Consider the following 20,492-nt stretch of genomic DNA (forward strand, 5'->3'; position numbering starts at 1 on the left):
AAAAATCGCCTAATCCAATGATTTTCCGAATTGTTGCTTATGTAAGCGTTTGCTAAGCTAAGGTTGTCAATCGCTGCAGCGTGACGCATGGTTTCTGAAGGCGGCACAAAACCGAAAAACTGGAGGAACTTCAATGAAAAAAGCAGTTGCTGGTCTACTTAGCTTTTGCATGATTGCGACAATAATAGCGGGGTGCAGTTCGAACAATACAGACAAGAATACAGGTGCAAATGGTGGCGACGGCGGAGCATCCGGCAGCAAAGTGAAGCTGACGGCTCTTATAACGAAGCATCCGCTGACGCAGGAGCTATCCAAGATGACATGGCTTCAAGAGGCGGAGGATAGAGCCGGCGTAGACATCGAGTGGCAGGAGGTTACGGCGGACTGGGATCAGAAGAAAGGCGCGTTGCTTGCAAGCGGTGACGTACCGGATCTGATCGTCGGACCGAACGCGATCACCGATGCGGACTTCGCGCAATTCCCGGGTTTGTTCCAGGATCTTACGGAGCTTGTGGAAACCAATGCCCCGAATGTTAAAACGTTGTTCTCCGAGAAGCCGGAGACGAAGGTTATCGCCACGCAGCTGGACGGTAAAATCTATGGCCTTCCGAAATACCAGCGGTTCTGGCCGGGAACGGCAACGAGACAATTCATTAACCAGAAGTGGCTCGATAATCTCGGTCTCCAAATGCCGACCACATGGGACGAGCTGTATAACGTATTGGTTGCCTTCAAGGAGAAGGACGCGAACGGCAACGGCGATCCGAACGACGAGATTCCGATGGACTTCGCGCCGACGGGAACGGTAGCCTTCGGCTTCTTCATGCCGACGGTGCTGCTTGGAAGCCTTGGCATTACGCTGACGGACGCGAGCGGCTTCGGCTACTTCGTCGAGGACGGGAAAGTGAAAAACTTCCTCGTCGACGATCGCTACAAGCAACTGATCACCTTCCTCAACAAGCTGTATAGCGCGGATCTCATCAATAAGGAAGTATTCACGCAGGATTATACGAAGTATCAATCCGTTGCACGCGGCAATGGCGAGACGGCAGCCGTAGGCTTCACTTGGGGCTGGGAAATAACGGACCGCGTCGGCAATACGCTCGCTCCGCAGTATGCGTTTATGTCGCCGCTCAAGGCAACCGCGAATCAATCCGAGCAGGTGTCGTGGAGCTACGACTTTAACGCGCTTAACTATGGCACGAACATGGTTACGATGTCGGCCGAGACGAAAAACAAAGAAGCAGCCATGAAATTCATCAACGAGCTGTACGATCCGAAAGTGAGCATGCAGGTGTTGTTCGGCTCGCTCGGCACGAATATCGAAGATAAGGGTGACGGCAGCTACGCGATTTTGCCTCCGGCTGATGCGGCGATGGATCCGGGCACATGGAAGTGGACGTCGTCGTGGGCGGATAACGGTCCGATGTACATCTCCGATTCCCTTAATCTGACGCTGGGTACCGATATGCAATCCGTTGGCAAGCAGACGGAGCCTTTGCAGGCCGCGCTCGATGCGGTAGACAAGGAGAAGGACGTACTGCCTAGCATGTTCATCAAGTACAGCACGGCAGACAACAGCACGCTTGGTATTAACAACACGAACCTCATGAACTTGGCGCTGGCTAAGTGGTCGCAATGGATTACGGCCGGCGGTATCGATTCTGAATGGGATGCTTACTTGAGCAATGTGAAGAAAACAGGACTTGAAGCCAACTTGGAGATTATGCAGAAGTATTACGATGAATATATGAGCAAGTAATCAAACGATGGCGTCGCCGGATGCTTCTGCTGGAAGTGGCAGGGCAGGGCATTCGGCTAAGGCGTTAAAGGGAGTAGGGAATCATGGCCGCTCAAACGAAGGTTATTACTCGCAAAAACGCAAACCACGGCCTCGGAAGAAAGCCGTCGATCGCTATGGAGTTCGTACGCGACTACCAGCTTTGGCTGATGATTTTGCCGGCTATCGTCGTCATTATCCTCTTCAACTACATTCCGATGTACGGCATTCAGCTCGCCTTCCGCGATTATGATTTTACGAAAGGGCTTACGGGCGGCGAATGGCGGGGACTGTTCTACTTCAAGCAATTCATTGACAGCTACATGTTTGCCGACTTGATGAAAAATACGATTGTCATCAGCCTAGCTACCATTGTGCTTGGTTTTCCAGCGCCGATTCTGCTCGCCCTGCTCATTAACCAAGTGAGATGGAAGCACGCGAAGAAGACGCTGCAGACGACCGTTTATTTGCCTCATTTTATATCGATAGTCGTTATGGTTGGTCTGATGAACGTGCTGCTCTCGCCTAACTCGGGCATCATCGGACATTTGTTGTCCTCGCTCGGCATGGGTGAGGTGAACGTGCTCGCATCGACGAATACGTTCGTGCCGGTCTATGTCCTGTCGGACATCTGGCAGCATTGCGGCTGGAACAGCATTATTTATTTGGCGGCGCTATCGACGGTGGATCCGCAGCTGTACGATTCCTCCAAGATCGACGGTGCTAACCGATGGCAGACGATTCGGCATATCGACCTGCCTGCTATTTTGCCGACTATTATCATTTTGCTCGTGCTCAGTATGGGCAGCGTGCTTGGAACGGGCTTCGAGAAAGTGTTCCTCATGCAAAACTCGCTTAACCTGCCGGTATCGGAAGTCATTGCAACGTACGTCTACAAGATAGGTATTATTTCGAACCAGATCAGTTATTCCTCGGCCATCGGTTTGTTTAATACACTAATTAACTTTATTTTCTTATTCGCTGCCAATGCAATCTCTCGGCGAGTCGCGAATATCAGCTTATGGTAATGGAGGCAAGGCTATGGGATTAATACGCAAAAGCACCATGGGCGATAAAATGTTCGATGCAGCCGTCATCGTGTTAGGCCTCTTCGTTTTCTTGATCGTCGCTTACCCGCTGTACTTTGTCATTATCGCCTCCGTGAGCGATTCGACGCTTGTGGCTACCGGCAAGGTGACAATATTCCCGAAAGGGTTCAGCCTGTTTGGCTACAACGAGATTATGGGCGATTCGCGGGTATGGACGGGGTATAAAAATACGATCCTCTACACGACACTTGGGACGCTCGTGAACCTGGTGTTCACGCTCCCTGCGGCCTACGTGCTGTCGCGGAAGGAGTTCCGTGCAAGGCGCGTTCTGATGCTCGTGTTCGTCATTACGATGTTTTTCAGCGGCGGTCTTATCCCGACTTACCTGCTTATGAAAGGCTTGCACATGACGAATACGATGTGGGTATTTATTTTCCCGTTCTGCGTCAACGTCTACAATCTTATCATTACGCGGACGTTCTTCGAGAGCTCCATTCCGAAGGAACTGTACGAGGCCGCGGCGATCGACGGCTGCTCGCACTTCGGCTTCTTCATGAAGGTGGCGCTTCCGCTCTCCAAAGCGGTTATCTCCGTCATCGGCCTCTATTATTTGGTGGCACACTGGAACGATTTCTTCACGGCGCTCATCTACGTTAGAAGCAATACGCTTCAACCTCTGCAGATCGTTCTGCGGGACATATTGCTGTCCAACCAAGTATTCTCAGGCGGAGCAGGAGCGGGAGGAGCGGCGGGCGGTTACGCTCAGAAGTACGCAGACCAGATCAAGTACGGCGTTATTATCGTATCGACGCTGCCGATCCTGTTCGTCTATCCGTTCATTCAGAAGTACTTCGAGCAAGGCGTCATGATCGGTTCTGTAAAAGGATAAAATGGAAACATTGTCCCCCTATATGCCGTTTAGTAAGTAATGCTTTACTAAGCGGTAGGTAGGGGGATGGTTTTGTTGGTACGCAATTTGATGATTATACTGATGTTGATGGTTGCGGTGGCAGCTTCGGGCTGTACGGCGGAGGCCAACATCGATGAACCTATAAGTTTAGGCCTGCTCTATCCTGGAGAGATCGAGCGCGTAGATCGGATGGAAGTGATGAGCGGGTCAACGGGAGAGAAGAAGATGTTTGACGATGCTGGACAGGTGCAGAGCTGGCTGAAGTCAATCCAGGACATCGAATTGACGGTCTCACTTGATCAGAGCAAGAAGGACGGCTTCCTCTATTCCGTCTCACTGTTCGAGGGGGACAAGAAGACAATGGGTTTCACGCCTAACTTCATTGATGACAAATACTATGAAACGGATGAGAGAGTTGTTGAAGCGATAGAGGTGTTGTTCGAGAAGCAATGAAGTGGTGACGTAGCAGAGGTTGCAAGGGCTAATTATGGCCCTAGCAGCCTCTTTTTTTTATTTCCAGCAATTTCAAAAATGGTATACTGAAGGAAGTGTTATTTTGAACTATTTGTGGCACAAGAGACGTTAAGACTGTCAATAACGATAGCAATGATTTTCTATAAGGAGATGAAAAAACATGGATCTTAGAAAAATGAATTCATTGACTAAATATCCTAGTATTTTAACGTACCACAAACTTGGAGAACGTGGGAAATTAACGGAGGAAATAACAGAAGAAAGAGGTTTTTTAAATGAATGTGATAGAGTCTACGTTTATGAGAAAGTGGATGGGGAGAACTCACGAATAATCTTTTTCAAAAATCAATTCGGTGAAATGGACTATCTTATCGGCTCTAGAGAAGAATTATTATATGCAAAGGGAGATCGCATCGGTAATCCGTATGGGAACATTGCCGAATTTCTAAAGCCTATTGCAGAAAAGTTTATTCAAAATAATGTTCCTAAAGATGACTGGGCTTTAACCGTTATGTATCAGGAGTCTTACGGCGGTAAAACGAAAGCCGCTAAGAACTATACAGATAATAAGACACAAGCATATAGGGTTTTTGATATCTTTTCTTTAACAAAAACGGAATTGGATGAACTCCTCCATTTACCAAATGAAAAGATCGCAGAGTGGCGAGAACATGGGAATCAACCATTTTATAACGAAAAAGAGAAAGTTGGATTCGTGAAATCAAATGAGCTTGAATATGCTCCCCTTCTTGCTGAACTTAACGGATTAGAGTTTCCTAAATCTCTAGAGGCTACATTTACTTATTTGAAGAACTTTGAACAAACAAATGTGGGTATAGATTCTGCGGGCAGGTCTGAAGGAATTATTGTTCGATCTGCCGATAGAAAACAAATCCGGAAAATTCGCTTCGAAGATTACGAAAGGACATTCAGAAAATAATGGAATGAAACAAGTGATTTATTGGCACATCACAAGTTTGCAACAAACAAAGAAGTTAATGGATCGGAGTGTCGTTCTTGACTAGAAGAAAACTAAGTTTAATTTCAATTATTATTTCGGTTGTAACTTTATTAATAGTGTTCGGAATCATGTCCATTTTTTATGATCAATCTCAATGGGTAAATTCACTAGTATTATCGATAATAGTGTCATTCATTTCGGGGACATTAAGTTATAGAACATTAATAAGGGCTTTTAATTTTGACATAAAAGATCAGGAATTAAACTGACAAAGAGTTGATCTACTCATACTTAAGGTTTAACAATAAACATAAGGAACGGTTCGAAACCGTCTAAATTCATTAAACATTTATCCTAAGTAGGTGAATCAATGAAGCCAAGTAGAATTCTATCTATTACGCCTAGTGGTCTTATCTATCAAAGCCTATCAGGTCAGACTGTTTTTGTTGATTTTGAACAATGTAAACAAAATTTCACCAAATGGCTTCAATTTGAAAATGGTCTTACTGATGAAGAAACAAAAGAATTAGAAATGAAGACAAGATGTGTAGCAATTCGGGATGCTTTTGAAGATCCCCAATATATAGAATTTATTTCAGAACCAAAAGTTAGATTTGAATTCAAAAAAACATTATTTAAAGATGAATATAAAGAATTTAGAAAATTAGATTTAAAGATAAATGAAGTAGGATGGAAGACCTTTGATATGGGGTAGGTTCGAAGAAGAGACTGCATAGCATAACACCGTATTCACGCTGCGGGCCATTCGGCCCTCGGTCCGGCCGGAGTTAGAAGAGGATTCGAAGAGGCAATGCGACAGCTGGGAAGTATTTCAGCCGGACACACCCGTACCACCTAACCGCATCGCGGCCGCCACTTCGTGGCTTAAGGTGGTGGGGAAATACAAGAATGTTATGTGAAACCTGTGCAAAATACTTGAAGGAGAAAAAACCAATGAATCAATTCTCAAAATTTACAAGGCCAATTAATAGAACATACAAGTTTCTTTTTTCTTTTTTTAAATCAAATTGGAATTTACAAGACTACCCAATTGAATTTAGACAACAACAATTGTTGAATCTTTCAGAGTATCCATGGGAAGCAAGAATAATAAATTGGTATTGGATGAATGGAGATGGACAATCAAAAACAGAGGCATATTTAAAACTTAAAGAAAAATTTAATAAATATAAATCAGAAGGACATTTACTTCCCAGACCTGGTCGCAAGATCCAACTAACTTATGCAAGTGTAGAACGAATGGATCAGTATGAGAATGAAGCAGTTCATTTCTTTAAAGAAATACTTGAAATGGATTATTACGAAATGTTTGTTAGTGATAAAACATCAATGTATGATTTTTGTTGGACGGATGAGATGTTGAATGAAAAGTACATACAAATACAAGAAATCTATGGAGTTCAAATAGAAGACATAGAAGGCTTAATGATCGCAGATATTTTACAACGAATTTCGAGAAGGCACAGGCATCTCATAACATCAGTCCGGCAAGAGTTAGAAGTGGAATCGTAGTGGCATCTCAGTACGCAGAAGTGAACCCAACCGGACACATCAGCACCTCCTAATCGCATCGCGGCCGCCCTTCGGGCTTAAGGTGGTGGGACATCGTGAACAAAACAACGTTATACGTAATAACTGAGAACAATAAAAAACGGAGATCAAAGAACATGATGAAATACATAATGATAATTAGTATTTTAGCCTTTTTGATTGGATGTAGTAATACAAATGAAAACTTAATAAAAGAAACAGAAAGTAAACTAATTATCGAACAATATTTTTACACTAAGAATGAAGAAGATTTAAGGTTACTCTCTGAGAAGTTACGAGAAGAAGGATATAAAATAAATGATTATAAATCATACGAATTACGTGGGGAGACAGAATGGTATTTTTATTCAAGTAAAGAGATTTATGAAGATGAAATTGATATAGAAGATAGTAAGAGCGAGAACTACGCGAAAGAATATAATGTGGGATATGATGGTCATGGATTTCCACTAGAATAAGACGAGTTCATTGTAAGTAACTCAAGAAGTCGGTTACTGCGTATAACACCATATTCACGCATCGGGATTTCGCCCTCGGTCTGGCAGAAGTTAGAAGTGGGGTTCGGAGAGGCATTTCAGTTGCAGGGAAGCATATTCAGCCGGACACATCCGCACCGACTTAGCGTATCGCGCCCGGCGACTTCGTCGCCTTAAGTCGGTGGGAGGTCGTGAATACAACAACGTTAGATGAAAGTCCTGCAATCCTTGAAAGAGGTGAAAGAATGTTTAAGTGGTTCAAGAGGACAAAATCAATTTCAGGAGCTGAACAATACAGTAAGCTTAAAGAGATAGGGATTATGCTAATAAAACAAGAATATTTTGATCTGAGTAAATCGGAGTACAAGAAAAATCCCTACATGCAATTATTAATTTCAATGGGTTCAGAAGTTGAAAATAGTAATGATATTATTTATCCAAGCAATAACGTTTGGTATCTCGATAGAGAGTGTATTGAGGATCATGGTGATTACGTAAGCATTGTCGAAAGAATAGCTGAAATAATAAAAGAAGAAGTTGTTATTTCTAATATTCAAGATTATGTAGATATAGAAAATAAAAAAGCTAGAATCTCATTCCTATTGAATGATCTTAATTATGAATACGAACTCAATGTTATCAACGACTGGGTAGATCTAAGTATTCTCGAGTATTTCTCTAAGTTGCTAGCAGAGAGTGGGAGTGAATACAGATTCTTTTTCTCAGATATAGATCAAAGTGTATTAGTCGTATTCATAAAGAAAGGATACTATTATCAACTAAACAAACTGCTCAACATCTTTATTCCAGCGTATCTCAGAGAAGGCAGGCCCATCATCTAACATTGCATTCACGCATCGGTGACGACCCTCGCTTACGCGCTTAAGCCGGTGAGGGCTCATGAATGCAGAAATGCTAGGCGAAATGCATCTATTAAATAGTTCGGAGGAGCATATGAATATTATTACAAAACAAAATAAATTTGAAGAGTTAAGTGATATTAAATATGAGGTGCATATTGGAAATTCGTATATTGTTGATTATCAAACCATTATGATTTTGAAATTTATTGGTGTTTATGGACTCGGCTCGAGTGGGAATTCTGATGCAACTTTTATGTGCGCAATCGGTAAAGCAGCATTAGAAGCTTGGGACCCAAGTGGACTAATTATTGATTTAAGTGATTTGTCTTATCAGTGGGGAGATCTATTAGAACGTGTTTTTGATATTGGAAATGATAAATATATTGATGCACCATTTCCTTTGGCTTTAATAGTTGGTAATAGTTCTGAAGAAGCAGTCAGAACACTGCTATTGGGAATTGATAGCAAGAAAACTATAAAAGAGATAGGATGGGTCTTTAAAGATCTAAAAGATGCATGGACTTATATTGAAAACAAAATGTAAATCATTCTAATTCGTATCAAGACAATTCACTTCGCCTAACATCATGTTCACGCTTCGCGGCATTTGCCCCTCGGTCCAAACCCGAGTATGAAGTGGATTCGACTGGAGTAGCAACTGTAAGTAATTCAGCCGGACACATCCGCACCATCTAACCGCGACGCGGCCGCCCCGTTGGGGCTTAAGATGGTGGGACGTCGTGAACACAAGAACGTTATCTGAAAGATCGGAAAAAGTTAAAAGAAAGAAGTGATAGGACATAGAAACATCAAAATTATTCAAAATTGTTAAGGATAGTATCAATGAGTGGGACCCTGCACAATTATTAGCATTAGATTTCCCTGAAGATGAGTACAATATAGAAATTCGAGAAATTTGTAAATTAATTGAGACAAGAGAAATTGAAGATTTGAATATTGATGATTTGAGTTTAATTATTAATAGAGTAATCAAAGATTATTTCGGAAGTGAATATCAGGCAACGAAAGAAAGAATTGATGAAATGAGTAATAGAATTTTAGTAAAAATAAGAAATGAATCAGAAATCTGAAACGAACATTTTTTTTGGATACTCAATGAAGCCCGATCCTTCAGATAACAAACGTATTCACGCATCGGGGCATACGCCCCTCGGTCCGTACCGAAGTAGAAGTGCTGAGGGGAAATTCAACCGGACAACCACTGCGAGCCTAAGTCTGGCGACCCGTTCCCGATGGTCACTTAAGGCTCTCGGGTACGTGAATACAAGAACGTTAGATGAAATGTTCGATAAATCTTAAAACTACTAATCATACTCAAGAAATAACACTTTTTCTTTTATAAAATCTACTTCAACAAATATTTTTTTATTACCTTTTTCGTTTAAGTTCTTGGTGTTACAAAGCAAGATAAGGTTACTTATTGTAACTTTATGAATATAAAACCGTTCTGTTTTTTCTTCATTCTTGATCTCAATGTAATGGTAACTGGTTTTCCTGAATGTTTCAAATGTTGGCATGGCAAAGCTAATGAATATAAACCAAGCAATAACTAATATAATAAAAAGTGCAACGTAATACTCTATTGGCTGCTCACTATCTATGAGCAAATGAATATAAATTACAAAAATTGATAGGAATAAACTATAAGAAAAAATTTGTATTGCTTGAATCATTAGATTTTTTTGATCATTAAGGATTAATCGTTCAATTTTCGATGTTTTCAACATAGCAATGATTTTGAAGATTGCGACGATAGTTACCGGTAAAGACGTTATTCCTAACCAAGGGATTAGCTGTTGTAAAAGTTCCACACTGATCACCAACCTTAAGATTATTAATAATGAAATTATCGGTAAAGAGATCAAGAAAATGAATGTTTGGTCGAAGAAGTCGGACACTTCATCTAACACCATATTCACGCATTGGGCCATTCGGCCCTCGGTCCGGACAGATGTAATTGGCATGGAAGTTGGATCAGCCAGACACATCCGACTTCGTCGGACGTCGTGAATATACAAAACGTTATTCGAAATCCTTGTAAGTGCTTATTAAAACCAACCTCAAGGAGACATAAAATGATTGAACAGAGAAGACATATTAGAATCGATTCAGAAGACTTCGTAGAAGATATAGAAAATAGTCAGGTCGATGTAGTCGTAATTTTTCCGGATTCTACGACTTGGATTTCAAACTTTTATACAATTAAATGTATTGAATCAATGAGAAGTGACTATTTAAAGAATGGTCGATGTTTGAATGGAGCGTATTGGTGTGCTTCCAGTCCAGTCATTATTGTAGATAATGTAAGTCGTGAACGAATTGAGCAAGTAGTTGATGAATTAATCGAAAATAAAACATTTGAATATTTATTTGAGTATTTTGGTCCAGTACAGGAAAGAGATTTAACTCGAACACGATTTAAAGATGATTTTTTTAATACTGAATCAAAAATAGAACCTTCAATAGTATACAGACAAGCCACTCAATTAAAGCAAATGTTAGATCAAGCAAGTGATGAAGTAAAAACAATAATAATGAAAGAAGTATTTGGGGTATCACCATGAAGTCAAGGACTTCGTATAACACCTTATTCACGCATAGGGCATTCGCCCTCGGTCCGGCAGGGGTCAGAAGTGGATTCGGTGAGGCATATTAGTATACGAGGAAGCAGGAGTAGCCTGACACATCCGCACCACCTAACCGCATTGCGGCCGCCCTTTGGGCTTAAGGTGGTAGGACGTCGTGAATACAACAACGTTAGCTGAAATTACTGAAAATATTAAAAAGTAATTTAAATCTTGTTGAAGTGAGGCAAGAACTAATGGAAGATATTACACCGAAGTATTTAAAAAAAGAAGCAATTGAAAGTCTAAATAAGAGATTAATCTTACCTGCGCTCGATCCGTATTCCCAAGATTGGGAATACGAACTTGCAGATTCCTCAAAATTAAATGAGTTTATAACATATTATGAAAAAAGTACTTTAACTATTGATGAGAAATTTGCTCTTATGGCATTGATTATTTCATCCTTTGACGATTCTTTATCTGAAGGAAAATTATCTGATCATACAAGAGATACAATCAAATATTTATTGATTAAAGATATTGAAATACATAGAAATAAAATTAAATATTGGGCACGTGAAGAGGAGGATGAGTTAGAGGATTGTTTTGCTGTAACTCCATTAATGAGAGAAATATTAGATAAGCAAAAACAATAGATATAATAAATATTTTAGCCACTCGATGAAGTCAGCAACATCAGCTAACACCATATTCACGCATCGGGCCATTCGGCCCTCGGTCCGGCAGAAGTCAGATGCGTTTCGATGAATCATTATGCTTTATGTTAGGAAGTTGATGACATATGTTTGAAAAATTATATTCAAGAAGATTGATGAAAGCATTGTACCGGTTATTCATTTCTATTCGTGCAAAGCCAGATAATCCGCTTCATATAGAAATTATCAAAGCATTTCAATACCACTTTGATAAAGATATTAAATTCTATAAATTAAACGGACTTATTAGAGATATTAAAAAACTTGAAGAAAATGACTATACAAACACTATTATTAAAACCCTAAAAAAACATGAATTCTTCAAAACGAGATATTTCACCTTAATTAGAATTAGTAGAAGCATCTCTGTACTGAAGGCAATTCTTGAAAAATTATTAATAAGAATTGATAGTCGGGATTTTGATAAAGTGAGAATAATGGCAAGTGCAGTACATAACTATCCAGACTTTTTGATTAATGAATATAGAATGAAATCTGAGGAGTTTTGGGAAGGTCATATTAATTACTATACCAGGACATGCGAAGAGGATTTTCTTAAGGAATGGGAATATTTATTTAAAGAATTCTATCCAAACAATTAAAGATTTATTTAAGCAATTCGAAGAAGAGGGAGCATCCGATAACACCATATTCACGCCTGCGAGGCTTACGCCCCTTGGTCTGCCCGAAGATATTTCGGTGAAGTGGAATCAGGCAGACAACCCTGCACTGGCTAAGTCCATCGGACCCGGCGCTAACGCGCCTTAAGCCAGTGAGGGTTCGTGAATACAACAACGTTATAGGAAATCGGGGGAGAGCTTTTAACTTAGGAGGAATATTCAATGGGGATGGATTTTTGTGCTTATTTAGGTCATTCTCTCGACCTAAGTGGAATAAAAAATTTATGTAATGATTTAAATAATAACGCCTTGAAATTCACTGCCTCATTTATAGGTGATTTAATAGAATTCAACCCGAATGATGTAGGTAAAGAATGGCGAATTCAATATGATAGTATAGGGGGGACTACTGAATTAAGTGGTCCTTGTGGTCTTCAGTTTACTTTCTCAGAAAAAGTTTGTGTCGTATCACATTACACGAGGTGGCTTACATTTTTACTAAATGATTTAGAAATTGATTTTCAAACACATTTAAGGAAAGTCTCATACGAAATTATGAGTTATTTTAACTCGGTATTTGTTATTTATGTTCCAGATAGTGGAGCTAAAGAATCAGGAATAATGGATTTTATCTGGGATGATGAGAATAAAGATATTTATTATATAAAGGATTGGTTAGTAAGAAAGTGCGGAGAACCAAAGAAACAGATAAGAGATATCTATAAAGATGTAGATGATACAACATGGGAATCAGAAGGATACTATATAGATTACATAAACGATGTAAAACATAATTTATAGGTTGAATCGTAGAAGCCCCCGACATCCTATAACACCGTATTCACGCTGCGGGCTAACGCCCTTGGTCCGGACCGAAGTGGAGAAGCCAAGAAGCTAATTCAGCCGGACAACCATTGCGAGCCTAAGTCTGACGACCCGTTCGCTATAGCTCACTTAAGGCTCTCGGGTTCGTGAATACAAGAACGTTAAGCGAAATTCCCGAGATCATAAACTACAAAATCATTAAAAAATAAATTAAATTATTACAATATTAATAGCTAAGTCATGGAGGAATTTTTGTGCAAGATTTCATTCGATTGCTACAGTTGGGATTGCCGGAATCTGAGATTGAATTATTTGATCAGAAAAAAGTTGAATATAATAAGAAGACAAGTAGCATTCTTAGGAAAAGTAGAGAAGATTCTAAAAGACCAAAATGTTATTTATGTAGCAATGACTGTAGTAGCTTTTGTAATTCTCATTCAATACCGCGCTTTTGTTTAGAGAATATAGCTCTTAACGGACATTTATATTATTCTGGAAATCTCATTGATATGCCGATGTTCGATAAAGAGAAAGGTGTAAATGAAGCTGGAACATTTCGAATAATTTGTAGAAACTGTGATAGTACAGTTTTCAGTGATTACGAAAATCCAGAACATTATTCAAATGTGCCAACCGATAAAATGTTGTCTCAAATCGCAATGAAGAACTATTTGAAAGGTATTAGTAAACGTGAACTAGAAATTTCACTTTATAACAACATGGCTCAAATGGCAGGAAATGATTTATCACAACAGCAAACAGTTAATGAACTAGATTTAAACGAGTATATTAATGAGTTCGAATATGCGAAGAAAGCATGCGGATCTAAATGGAATGATAACTACTACCTGTATTATTACGAGATACTTGAGTATGTTGTACCAATTGCTTTTCAGAATAATATAGCATTGGTAGGTGATCTTGATGGCAATGTGATAAATAACATATATCACCATTCTGCCGATTACGTGTTAAAAGATATTCATATATGTGTCTTTCCATTAAAGACTAGAAGTGTTGTACTCATGTTTATTAGAAATGGAGAAAGTAGGTATAGGGCTTTTTTTAAGCAATTCAATAAACTCTCGGCTAATGAAAAGCTCAAAGTAATTAATTATATATTATTCAGCTACTCTGAAGATGTTTTTATTTATGGTGGGATTGATGAAAGCGTAATGAATCATGAAGGATTAAAATTAGCTGCAAAGCAAACATCAATTGCTATAGCAGACACTCCATTTATTGATCCACTAGAACAAGCATTAAGAACTTTTGATCTAAATAAGAGATCAACAATACCAAATTTATTAGATGAGAATTATAGAGTGAGATAATATTATCTCTGATATTTATTTTATAAGTTGTACAAGAAGTCAGGAACTTCGCTTAACACCATATTCACGCATTGGGCATTCGCCCTCGGTCCGGGAGGAGTGAAGGCATGGAAGCGGAAGCAGCCGGACACATCTGCAAGACTAATCTCGCTTCGCGAACCGGTATGCAGGATGGCTGCGCCAATCCGAGCAGACCCTTAAGTCTTTCGACGTCGTGAATCCCAAACGTTATATGAAACTTACGAAATATAGAAAATGGTGATAATTCAATGAAGTTATGTAGAAGGTGTGGTAATCCAGTTAAGGTATACGAGAATGATTATGATATTTTTGAAGGAATGCATTGGATTTGTTTCCATCTTGAGTTTGAACATGGTGATTATGATCCAGACGAAGCATGCGATGATCCAAGTTGTCTATGGAACAGGATAAATCATAAAAGTGAATATATTATTGAACATGAAAAAAGTTTTGTTTTTAAGAAAACTCGACAATTTATAGGTTTTATCTGTTTGGAACAAATAAAAGATATTTATCCAAGTGTAAGGTTCAAGATTTCAGTAGAAGCTTTTGAAAATTTCATTCAATATGATGGTATTTGGTTTGACAAAGAAAATATCACTCAATTTATTGAAGATGCACTCAAGCTAGAGAGGCAAAGAGAAGGAAGTGCTTTAATAAAGTCTATGTCCCCAGATGAATTCACTATGAAGATAGAAGCTAATAAAAGAGGAATATTGGTATTAGACTATGAATTACAGAAATTCAATTTGAATTTACACAAAGCAGCGATAATTGGAGAGATGGAGATATATCCTGAAGAACTTTTAAAGCTATGTAAGTATTTCAAAGAGGTCGTAAGCATCATATAACACCGTATTCACGCCGCGGGCCTCACGGCCCTTGGTCTGCAGAGGCATTTCGGGGAAGCGGAATCAGCAGACAACCCTGCACCACCTAACCGCATCGCGGCCAGTTGCTATCGCTCCTTTAAGGTGTTGAGGGTTCGTGAATACACCAACGTTAGGTGAAATCCCTGTAAATACTATGATAGAGTGAATTCGATGGAGTTAATAGAAATCAAGCTTCTTAATTATTTTCGTATCGATGATGAAAGCAACAATACCTCCAATTGTATATGCAATCATATCCATAGGGTCGAATATAGAACCAATTACTAGCTGTGCAATTTTATTGTGTTGAAGACCTAGAATTGAAGCAAAGTGAAAATACTGCAGCACTTCTGTGATTAAAGCCAATACAAGAGTAAAGATTACAACATAAATTGAACTAAAATCTTTCAGAGTCATAATAAAATAATATATAAAAACTACTATAATAACATCCCCAACCAATCCTCTTATGAACGGCGTTTCACTAAAGAGCAAAACTATAAGTATACAGAAAATAATACACATTAAGGACAGGCTAAAGTAAACTAGTCTTCTATTCATAAGTACACCTCGTGTTTTCTTTGTATGAGAAATGACATCAGAGAAAAATTTTTATAGTTCTTTTATAAGGTGAAGTATATCCTATTAACTCAGTAGTGCCAATCGCCGGTTCCTTACATAAATAAAGAAGGCTTCGGATTAACGAGATCTCAATGGCAGGGCCGGCCAGTTTAAATAAATTAGCAATGCCAGAAATTCGATGTGGTCTAGACAAATTACAATGGGGAAGAGTAAAAGAAATAATCTCTAGAGATCACATTTGCAGATTATAGATAAAGAGAAGGGATGTAGCTCGAAAAAGACAGGGACATCACCTAACACCATATTCACGCATCGGGCATTCGCCCTCGGTCCGGCAGAAGTTAGATGGGATTCTAGGAGGCATTTCAGCAGCAGAGAAGCGGAATCTGCCGGACACATCCGCACCACCTAACCGCATCGCGGCCCCCCTTCGGGCTTAAGGTGGTGGGACGTCGTGAATACAACAACGTTATAAGAAATCCCCGCAAGATCGTTATAATTGAGGTGATCCAGTGAAGAAGACAAATGCAAAAATATACTTTAGATTGTATGGTGATGATTTTCCAATTGAAACAATATCCAACCTACTTAAATTGGAGCCAACTAATTCACACGTTAAAGGTGAAGAAATAATAAGAAAACCCAATCCACATGTTACATACACCAAAGCCCACTATAAGAAGGATACAATCTGGGAAATTGGAACGGAGTATGAGGAAACTTTTGATCTTGAAGAGCAAATAATCAAAGTAATAAAACAACTGGAAAATAAAGAAGAAATAATAGATGAAATATGTGAGACCTATAGGCTGAAATGTTATTTCATGATTGTGATTATCATTAATGAAGGTGATACACCTGCAGTTACAATAAATAAAGAGTTCATAAGAATGGCTAATCATATTGGCGCAGAAATTCATTTTGATATTTACGCAAACCCATATAAGTCAAAATTAGATGAGTGACATTGTAAGTGGTGCATAGAAGGCGGGGACATCTTATAACACCATATTCACGAATCGGGCATTCGCCCTCGGTCCGGTACGAAGTTAGAAGTTGAATCGAAGAGGCATTTCAGTAGCAGGGAAGTAGAATCAGCCGGACACGCCCGCACCGACTAAGCGCATCGCGCCTGGCGACATACGTCGCCTTAAGTCGGTGGGACGTCGTGAATACAACAACGTTATATGAAACTGGCGAAAACCAAAAGAGCAATAAAGACAAGGAACCCGTTAAAACATTCTTCTCAATAATCTAGAGTAGGTGAGTATTATATGACAAAATCGGAAGACCAAAAGATAAAGAATATCTTTTTAAACAAATCAAACTTCTCTGAACTAATTAATCAAAAAACGATTACTAGATCAGAAGTTCTTAATAATGGGGCAATAGAAATACATTTTGAAGATGATACAAGTATTACAATTATAGGTGGGGAAGGACTTTATTATAAATCTGATGGAGTAACAAGATAATAGGTTTTTTATAATAAAGGTTCAATTTAGTATGTTTCTCGCAGTAGACGCCAGCATCACATCATATAACAATGTGTTCACGCATCGGGGGACAAGCCCCCTCGGTCCCGGAAGATAAGTCGAAGAAGCAAAATTACCGGGACACATCCGTACCACCTAACCGCATCGCGGCCGCTTACTATATTCGCGTAAGGTGGTGGGATGTCGTGAATACACAACGTTATAAGAAATTGGCGAAAAAACCTAAAAATATTCAAAACATTAATGGGCAAATTTTGTGAAATTGAATTAAAGGGGTGGCTGAATGGAAAGGGATATTGCATTGAAATACTCGAATAAGTTCAAAGCATTACTAACACTACAAGACGAGGTAAAAAGCATTCATCCATTGCTAAGTGAACATTTCCCGATTGCGATTGTAGAAGATAAACAACTACACATCTTTGAATATAAGAAAGGAAGTTACAGTTTATCACATATTGAACCTGATACCATGGATATACCAGTAGGTGTCAGGGCTGCTTTTCCGCTGGAATGTATGCAGAATCAAGCAGTTGTCGTTGTAACTGGAGAGGTGTTTAACACTGTTAGTGAGCAAGTGATTATTTTTCATGAGTTTGTGCATTGTTACCAGTACCACACATGCGAAATGCAATTGAGGGAACATATTGATTTAGCCAAACGGTCAGTTAACACAGGTAATTATTCATGGGAGTTGAACTACCCGTTCCCTTATTCGGACAACCAGTACATAGAAATCACAAGGTCATTATTTGAAAGTTTAGATAAGAAGGATGACAAGTTAATTGGCTCGACAAGAAGAAAACTTAAAGAATGCTTGACTACTGAGCAAGTCGATTATATGGTTTGGCAAGAATGGAAAGAAGGATTTGCAAGATACATTGAGAATCAGGTCAAGTTCTTTCTGGGAATTAATTTGAATCACGGAGGAAGGGATGAACCTTACAGGCGAACTACCTTTTACGAGATGGGTTCACAATTCATTAAACTTATCGTCCAAGCTTCACCAGGTTCACTTTACAGAATTGAACATTAAAAAATGATTTGTTTTTTGAGACTAGTGAAAAGATATAAGGGATTACACAAGTAGTTCAAAGAAGGCGCCACCATCTTATAACACCGCATTCACGCATCGGGCTGATGCCCTCGGTCCGCAGAAGGGAACTTGGAGAAACTGGAACTGCGGACAACCTCCTGCGGAGGTTCGTCGAATGCAAAGACGTTATCCGCCATTGCCTTGGACAAAGAAGCATTGCCCATTAGGATCATAACAAAGTCATTGTGTAGATAACTCGGAGAAGAACGATTGAATCGTCGCTCGCCTTTAGTCAGGCGTTCTCAATCCAAATGTAATAGAGCGGCACAATGACTTTTCATGATCGAAGAGATTCCTGAACGAAATCGTATACGACTTTACCTAACGAAGCTTTCAATATGAACACGTACAAGACGAAATAAGATTCATCCAATGAAAAGACGTAAAGGGTTAAACCGAAATGCGATTGAATACAGAGCGGAAGTTAGTTTCCGCCCTAGATACAATCAGTTCTGCCCCTTCACGTCCCCCTGGAAAACAAATCGAATGAATCCTTAAGCCAGGTACAAAGCATATTGAAAGACGATAAAAAGCGCTAGGTAAAGACCGTATAAACGCGATTTCTTGGGTTAAGTCGAAGAAGAGGCAACATCGTATAACACCGTAGTCACGCTACTGAAATTATTGCAATACAATTATGTAAAGCACACTCAAGGTGGTGTTAAATTTAAGTATTTCAAAGGAGCATGATTTTTTACTTCAATCCGTAAAGAGATGGTTCAATCGTCCGGATCAAATCTCTTATTACTATGATGAAGTATCTGGTGGGCTGACAGAAGCAGAACAGTATTTATTAAATAATTTACCTAACAATGGATCTATTCTTGACGTTGGTTGTGGAGCCGGAAGAATAAGTATGTACTTAGCGGAAAAGGGTTACATGGTAACGGGAGTTGATATTAGCGAAGGACTTATCACTAGAGCTCGTGAACTATCAACCAAAAAAAATCTCACCATCAATTTTATTAATACAGAAGGATTAGATTTACCTTTTAAAGATGCAACGTTTGAAATTATGGTCGGATTTAAGGTGCTATGTTATATACCTTCAAGGAAATTAAGACATGAATATCTCCAGGAATTATTCAGAGTGCTTAAACCAGGAGGTACACTGATTATGACTCAAAATACTGTTCCAGAAGAATATATTGACGAAGCAAAGGATGAATTTTTTGAAAGTTGTCCAGCGTCGCAATTCATGATTCTAGAACCAGGTGATAATTTTCCGTTAGGAGATGGATACGTTCGATGGTTTACAGAAAGAGAATTACTAGACGAAATTAAGAAAACAGATTTTGTAGTTGAAGTATTCGATTCAGATGAGGCACATAATGGAGCAGGTTTTTTAAAACTTATCAGACTAAAGAAATTTTGTTAGGAATTCGAAGATGGCAATAACTTCACCTCCTGAAATACATATATAGCCTCATTAAAGAGAATCAAAGGAGTTGATCATAGATGTCACTATGCTATTACGACAATTCTGAAATTACAGATAAACCTGTCAACTTAATTGATCGAGTTTATTGTTTAGATTTTCATCAATTTAATAAAGAGACGTGGAACAAGCTAGGAGAGATTTATTCAATTCTTCCTTCGCAAGTAATAATTAATAATATCGGTCAAGCTGCTTGGTTTGGTGAAGAAGGTAAATCAGATAATTACTTGTGGGCATCAGTCGAACCTTCAGGTTTGCAAGTTGCAGGGAAATTACTGACTAGTGATTGGAAAGACTGGGAAGGGAAATTTAATGAATTAATAATTGATTTTCCATTCTTTGAGTGCTAGAGATTGAATGATGGGCCATTTGGCCCTCGGTCCGGCCGGAGTTAGAAGTGGAATTGAAGAGTCATTTCAGTTTTCGAGGAAGCTGAAGCAGCCGGAAACATCCCACCACTTAACCGCATCGCGGCCGGCGACATTCGTCGCCATAAGGTGGTGGGACGGCGTGAATACAATAACGTTAGGTGAAATCATCTATAATGCTTTATAAAGAAAGAGAGGAGAGATAAAGTCTATTATTCTTTTCCTCATTCATCATTTTCTGAAGAATTTGTAGAGGAAGTATATAAATCGTTTTTTCATTACTTTCCTTATAAATCAGGATATTGGGAAGCAGAAGATAACTCACTTGAAGAGATTATTAGATGGAATACCAATCTTTTGTTAGGATTCAATCAGCATGTAAAGAACAATTACAAACAAGTACTATTAGATTCTGGATTACATAATCACCTGAGATTATTTTGGAGCTGTG

Annotated in this window: 24 protein-coding genes; 22 read left to right on the forward strand and 2 right to left on the reverse strand. The window is 39.2% G+C overall.

What is annotated here, in order from left to right:
- Positions 1-133 precede the first annotated feature (133 nt).
- The 11 genes from J2T14_RS10460 (at position 134) to J2T14_RS10510 (ending at position 9,176) form a co-directional block, all read left to right on the forward strand.
- Entirely contained in the window at positions 134-1,762 is a 1,629-nt protein-coding gene (locus tag J2T14_RS10460; RefSeq protein ID WP_307470526.1) for an extracellular solute-binding protein, read from the forward strand.
- A gap of 155 nt (positions 1,763-1,917) precedes the next feature.
- Positions 1,918-2,808 carry an ABC transporter permease gene (locus J2T14_RS10465; RefSeq protein ID WP_307471912.1) on the forward strand — a complete coding sequence of 297 codons (891 nt, stop codon included), beginning with the start codon at positions 1,918-1,920 and terminating at the stop codon, positions 2,806-2,808.
- Positions 2,809-2,845: 37 nt separating this feature from the next.
- Positions 2,846-3,718: a carbohydrate ABC transporter permease gene (locus J2T14_RS10470; RefSeq protein ID WP_307471914.1), complete on the forward strand. Its 873-nt coding sequence runs from the start codon at positions 2,846-2,848 to the stop codon at positions 3,716-3,718.
- 75 nt (positions 3,719-3,793) lie between these two features.
- On the forward strand, positions 3,794-4,192 hold the full coding sequence (locus J2T14_RS10475) for a hypothetical protein (RefSeq protein WP_307470527.1): 399 nt from the start codon (positions 3,794-3,796) through the stop codon (positions 4,190-4,192).
- Positions 4,193-4,373: 181 nt separating this feature from the next.
- On the forward strand, positions 4,374-5,153 hold the full coding sequence (locus tag J2T14_RS10480; RefSeq protein WP_307470528.1) for an RNA ligase family protein: 780 nt from the start codon (positions 4,374-4,376) through the stop codon (positions 5,151-5,153).
- Positions 5,154-5,544: 391 nt separating this feature from the next.
- A complete protein-coding gene (locus J2T14_RS10485) occupies positions 5,545-5,889 on the forward strand; it encodes a hypothetical protein (protein ID WP_307470530.1) in 345 nt (114 codons plus the stop codon).
- A gap of 239 nt (positions 5,890-6,128) precedes the next feature.
- The gene (locus tag J2T14_RS10490; RefSeq protein ID WP_307470532.1) at positions 6,129-6,707 is read left to right on the forward strand and encodes a hypothetical protein; all 579 of its coding nucleotides are present in this window, start codon (positions 6,129-6,131) and stop codon (positions 6,705-6,707) included.
- 155 nt (positions 6,708-6,862) lie between these two features.
- Entirely contained in the window at positions 6,863-7,204 is a 342-nt protein-coding gene (locus J2T14_RS10495; RefSeq protein ID WP_307470534.1) for a ribonuclease E inhibitor RraB, read from the forward strand.
- Positions 7,205-7,413: 209 nt separating this feature from the next.
- Positions 7,414-8,064 carry a hypothetical protein gene (locus J2T14_RS10500; RefSeq protein WP_307470536.1) on the forward strand — a complete coding sequence of 217 codons (651 nt, stop codon included), beginning with the start codon at positions 7,414-7,416 and terminating at the stop codon, positions 8,062-8,064.
- A 58-nt stretch (positions 8,065-8,122) separates the two neighbouring features.
- Positions 8,123-8,629 carry a hypothetical protein gene (locus J2T14_RS10505; RefSeq protein WP_307470538.1) on the forward strand — a complete coding sequence of 169 codons (507 nt, stop codon included), beginning with the start codon at positions 8,123-8,125 and terminating at the stop codon, positions 8,627-8,629.
- 406 nt (positions 8,630-9,035) lie between these two features.
- A complete protein-coding gene (locus tag J2T14_RS10510; protein ID WP_307470539.1) occupies positions 9,036-9,176 on the forward strand; it encodes a hypothetical protein in 141 nt (46 codons plus the stop codon).
- Positions 9,177-9,410: 234 nt separating this feature from the next.
- Here the strand turns inward: J2T14_RS10510 and J2T14_RS10515 are convergent, their stop codons facing one another.
- The gene (locus J2T14_RS10515; protein WP_307470541.1) at positions 9,411-9,917 is read right to left on the reverse strand and encodes a hypothetical protein; all 507 of its coding nucleotides are present in this window, start codon (positions 9,915-9,917) and stop codon (positions 9,411-9,413) included.
- Positions 9,918-10,181: 264 nt separating this feature from the next.
- Between J2T14_RS10515 and J2T14_RS10520 the strand changes: the two genes are divergently transcribed.
- From J2T14_RS10520 to J2T14_RS10545, 6 genes are all read left to right on the forward strand, one after another.
- Positions 10,182-10,670, forward strand: a complete 489-nt coding sequence (locus J2T14_RS10520; RefSeq protein WP_307470543.1) for a hypothetical protein — start codon at positions 10,182-10,184, stop codon at positions 10,668-10,670.
- Positions 10,671-10,927: 257 nt separating this feature from the next.
- Entirely contained in the window at positions 10,928-11,329 is a 402-nt protein-coding gene (locus J2T14_RS10525) for a hypothetical protein (protein WP_307470545.1), read from the forward strand.
- A gap of 146 nt (positions 11,330-11,475) precedes the next feature.
- Positions 11,476-11,991: a hypothetical protein gene (locus J2T14_RS10530; protein ID WP_307470547.1), complete on the forward strand. Its 516-nt coding sequence runs from the start codon at positions 11,476-11,478 to the stop codon at positions 11,989-11,991.
- A gap of 240 nt (positions 11,992-12,231) precedes the next feature.
- On the forward strand, positions 12,232-12,810 hold the full coding sequence (locus J2T14_RS10535) for a hypothetical protein (protein ID WP_307470549.1): 579 nt from the start codon (positions 12,232-12,234) through the stop codon (positions 12,808-12,810).
- 278 nt (positions 12,811-13,088) lie between these two features.
- On the forward strand, positions 13,089-14,168 hold the full coding sequence (locus J2T14_RS10540; RefSeq protein ID WP_307470551.1) for a hypothetical protein: 1,080 nt from the start codon (positions 13,089-13,091) through the stop codon (positions 14,166-14,168).
- 269 nt (positions 14,169-14,437) lie between these two features.
- The gene (locus J2T14_RS10545) at positions 14,438-15,040 is read left to right on the forward strand and encodes a hypothetical protein (RefSeq protein WP_307470553.1); all 603 of its coding nucleotides are present in this window, start codon (positions 14,438-14,440) and stop codon (positions 15,038-15,040) included.
- A 198-nt stretch (positions 15,041-15,238) separates the two neighbouring features.
- Here the strand turns inward: J2T14_RS10545 and J2T14_RS10550 are convergent, their stop codons facing one another.
- Positions 15,239-15,622 (reverse strand): ribosomal maturation YjgA family protein, encoded by a 384-nt coding sequence (locus J2T14_RS10550; RefSeq protein ID WP_307470555.1) that lies wholly within the window; start codon positions 15,620-15,622, stop codon positions 15,239-15,241.
- Between the two features lie 533 nt (positions 15,623-16,155).
- Here J2T14_RS10550 and J2T14_RS10555 point away from each other — a divergent pair.
- The 5 genes from J2T14_RS10555 to J2T14_RS10575 all read left to right on the forward strand — a co-directional run bounded on the left by J2T14_RS10555 (position 16,156) and on the right by J2T14_RS10575 (position 20,023).
- Positions 16,156-16,608: a DUF4279 domain-containing protein gene (locus J2T14_RS10555; protein ID WP_307470556.1), complete on the forward strand. Its 453-nt coding sequence runs from the start codon at positions 16,156-16,158 to the stop codon at positions 16,606-16,608.
- Positions 16,609-16,917: 309 nt separating this feature from the next.
- Positions 16,918-17,118 (forward strand): hypothetical protein, encoded by a 201-nt coding sequence (locus tag J2T14_RS10560; protein ID WP_307203307.1) that lies wholly within the window; start codon positions 16,918-16,920, stop codon positions 17,116-17,118.
- Between the two features lie 304 nt (positions 17,119-17,422).
- Positions 17,423-18,175, forward strand: coding sequence for a hypothetical protein (locus tag J2T14_RS10565; protein WP_307470557.1), 753 nt, complete (start codon positions 17,423-17,425; stop codon positions 18,173-18,175).
- 715 nt (positions 18,176-18,890) lie between these two features.
- On the forward strand, positions 18,891-19,613 hold the full coding sequence (locus J2T14_RS10570; protein ID WP_307470559.1) for a class I SAM-dependent methyltransferase: 723 nt from the start codon (positions 18,891-18,893) through the stop codon (positions 19,611-19,613).
- Positions 19,614-19,693: 80 nt separating this feature from the next.
- Positions 19,694-20,023 carry a hypothetical protein gene (locus tag J2T14_RS10575; RefSeq protein WP_307203301.1) on the forward strand — a complete coding sequence of 110 codons (330 nt, stop codon included), beginning with the start codon at positions 19,694-19,696 and terminating at the stop codon, positions 20,021-20,023.
- Positions 20,024-20,492: the final 469 nt, after the last annotated feature.

The organism is Paenibacillus harenae, assembly GCF_030812415.1.
Taxonomy (GTDB): Bacteria; Bacillota; Bacilli; order Paenibacillales; family Paenibacillaceae; genus Pristimantibacillus; species Pristimantibacillus harenae_A.